Annotated in this window: 3 protein-coding genes; all 3 read right to left on the bottom strand. The window is 60.8% G+C overall.

Going from position 1 to position 3,257, the window contains the following annotated elements; translation table 11 throughout:
• On the bottom strand, positions 1-247 hold a 247-nt coding region (locus ACYCUK_RS23995; protein ID WP_461597094.1), incomplete at its 3' end, for a hypothetical protein.
• Positions 244-744 carry a BRO-N domain-containing protein gene (locus ACYCUK_RS23990; RefSeq protein WP_461597093.1) on the bottom strand — a complete coding sequence of 167 codons (501 nt, stop codon included), beginning with the start codon at positions 742-744 and terminating at the stop codon, positions 244-246. The genes ACYCUK_RS23990 and ACYCUK_RS23995, both read right to left, overlap by 4 nt.
• Complete coding sequence (locus tag ACYCUK_RS23985) at positions 722-2,350, bottom strand: BRO-N domain-containing protein (RefSeq protein ID WP_461597092.1); 1,629 nt, start codon at positions 2,348-2,350, stop codon at positions 722-724. The genes ACYCUK_RS23990 and ACYCUK_RS23985 overlap by 23 nt, the downstream gene beginning before the upstream one ends.
• Positions 2,351-3,257: the final 907 nt, after the last annotated feature.

The following is a 3,257-nucleotide window of genomic DNA, read 5'->3' as shown; positions in this document are numbered from 1 at the left end:
CACGGCGCCCAGTCCGCGCTGGCCCCGTCTGCCAGACTTCGAGATCGTCGCGCAGGCGGTGAACGCTGACGTCTCCACGACCCCCGTGGTCCGGAAACTCGGCCTTCGATTCATCATCGAGATCGAGGCGGAGCCGGATCACATCCAGATCCGACAGGCTCGCCCCAGGCAGCCGATTCGCCAAAATCCACGCGAGCACCGTGACGACAGGTTCCTGCCAAATGCCTGTTTCCGGCATTCGATTCATACCAAAATCCCATGCCCGGCCACCGGCCCGGCTTGATCCGAATCCAATGCGTCGATGAACCAATCGACGTTTCTCACATCTGGCTGCAGCGCCACCGCAACCCGCCCCTCGCGTTTCATGGCTTGGATGGCGCGGCTCACCGCCGGCATCACCACATCGAGCAACCATGCCTTGTAGTCACTCGCCTGCCGACGATCCAGAATGGCATCGAGCCCTTCCACACTGCACTTGATGATCCGGCTGCTCATGGAGCCATCCTCGCTGTAGGTCTCAACGCAGGTGACGTGTTTGTCATCCAACCTTGCAGCCTCGGCCTCGACATCCTTCACCCCGACTGCCTGGCAGACGGCCTTGAGGTCGAACCAGGGCCGGCCGTTGCTCACCATCACCACCAGCGGTTGCCCTCGATAGTCGCGCCGCACAACAAGCATCTTCGATATTTGCATCATGGCTTCACGGGGATGGTTGGCTGTCTCAGTCGATCCGCGCCATGGCAAGCTTTGCCATGGCTTTGAGCTGAGCCTGGTTCATGGCACTGAGCAGCTTGTCGATCCATTCGTGGCCACTCGCCTTGATGATCATTTCATTCTGCTCAAGTGGACGAATCACCGGATGCTCAAAATCGCCGAACGTCAACAGAAACTGCCGGTTCTTGAGAACCAACCCCGCCAGACCCAACGCAACCTCCGGGTGGCTGAGATGGGGGATATGCGCCTTGAGGCCTTCGCGTCCGAGTGTCGACTCACCTATGTCGATCAGCGCCCGGGCGACATCCATCGCGCCTTGCAGCCTCTCCTGTGTGCGAGGGGTCTCGATCGGGCCAAGGGACGGGGGCGCTTTCTCCGCGCTGTAGCGGCCGGTCTTGCGGATCGACGGCAGGACTTTGCTGGTGACCCACTTCTTGAATTTCTTGGCGTCGGGCTTGCGGCTACCAACAATCAGCGCGTACAAGCCGGACTCATTTACGACAGTCACCTTCTGCCTGCCGCCAAGGGTGTCCATTGAAAGAGTATCCCTGTCGTCGTCTTCAATATGGGTGGATACAGCCTGACGTGGATTACCCAAACCGAGGATCTCGCACACCTCTGATGCCACAAACCACGATTGTCCGTTCACATCCAGCCTGGCTTTGAGCGTCTTCCCGCCGAAATTGAACTCCATCACTTCCGTACCCATGGTCTGCTCCTGTCTTTCTGACACTGGTTGGACTTCCTCCGCTTCCACTGCCCGCGCTTGACCCGGCTCCGCCTCTGGTGTCATTGAAGCCATTGGCGGCAGCGCCAAGACAACGTTCTCATGCCTCCCGGCGAGCAATCCTCGGATCCCGGCCCCGTTGACGTAATCAACCGCGCGCACGTAACCGTTCCCGAGCCCGGCGCTGTGCGTCCCCATTTGGCTGTCGCTCAGCAACGACAAGCCCTGCTCCAGGCTGGTGTATCCCAGGTCTTCACAGATCGGCTGCGCCGGATACCAAATCATCCCGTCTCGGCCAATGATGACGCTGTAGCTCTTGATCTTGGCCCCGAGCCCAGTGGCGTGCGCCATGGTGTGCCTGGCGACTTCAATCCGCTGCTTGGGCGTTGCGGTGGACGGCTTGAGCCATGCTTTTGACTTGCTGAACGGTTGAAATGGCACTTCAACTGCGCCCGCAGCACCAATCGTTTCGCTTTTGCCGTCTTCCGACGCCACTTCGTTTTTCTGCTCGATGGGCTTGAATTCGGTCATTCCTTGGAGCGTGTCTCCAAGCAGCGGCTCTTGCTTGGCTTCCACGGCACGCACAGCCGCGTGAATCACGCCAGCAGCGATCCATGTCCTGAAGCGCCTCGCTGTCACCAGATGACTGGCTGACACCAGCGCCTGCATCCCGGCCTCGTTGACGTGCATCATCTGCTGCACGCCACCTGCCGACGGCACGCCACGGGCCTGCTGGTTGGCTTCCTTGACGTATCGCTCAAGGGCCGCCGTTGTCTTCTTGAACCCGAGCACGGTGCAGAGGGGCTTGGCCGCAAACCAGGCGGCGCCATCCTCGCCCACCTGCACCAGAATGGGGCTGTCCTCGAAGTCGAGGCGGATGATGGGATTGGGTTCTACGGGTGTCGCCATGGCTGCTCCTCTCGGAAGCAGTCAGGTTAGGCATGGCCGCGGCGCACGCCGACTCAAAAGCCAGCCTCTCATGGGAAGCTTTCGTTGCAACGGCCGCGGCGCAGGCCTACGGTTCTCCGGGGAGGCCGCGGCGCACGCCTGCATTCATCCCGGCGCGATGGGACTATTTCCGGTGCGGCAAACCACCCTCGCGCAGGCAAGGATGGGGTTGAGACAGTCAGGTGTGCCTCGTTCACCGCCAGGAATAAGGTTCCTGGTCATACCTTTTCACCCGCATGCGGGGGGCGATATGGCTTCAGGAGTCTCGCATTCGATCGGGTTGGTCGCCACCAATCCCTCTCGCCACGCCCTTGCGGGTTGTGGTCTCCCGCCAGAAGGCAGGAACTGGCCCTGTGACGGGGGCCGGGCGGATGCCGTGGGTCAATCCCCACTCGCTGCATCAACGCTTGATCTCCTGGATACCGAACCTCAGTTCGGCGGCCACGTCTCCTCGGAGTACGTGGCATCGTCGCGGTCGCATGCTTCTGCGAAACGCGGCGCGGGCGGCCTGCCCTGCTTTTTAGCCTAGAAACTTTTTCGATATGGGTGACTGTAGGGTGTTGCAAACAGCCCAGGAACCGCAGCGAGACTCGTTTCCTTCGTCACTCAGGGTTTTGAAGGTTTTTTTGGTGAGGGCGCCGAAAAAAACCGCCTGACGGCGGTTGACGCTTTGTTGGCTCGCATGGAGCGCTGTCTGGCGCGTCAGCAAAGGCTGGCGCGCGAACACCGGGCTTGCCGGGTGATGCTATCCGCTTGTGCGGGGACTGAAACCTGTGCCGCGTGATGCGGCTGAGCCCATCCTAAACCCAACCCATCTGGTTTGCGTGGGGCGAATCGTTGGTGAAGCGGGGTCGTTTTCGATCTCGGA

Source organism: Thiomonas sp. (assembly GCF_054608695.1).
Note: the sequence above shows the minus strand (reverse complement) of the source record. Positions and strands in the feature narration are given on the sequence as shown.

Coding starts and splice junctions, on each gene's coding strand:
- ACYCUK_RS23985 (WP_461597092.1), bottom strand. CDS start 2,350: ATGGCGACACCCGTAGAACCCAATCCCATCATCCGCCTCGACTTCGAG.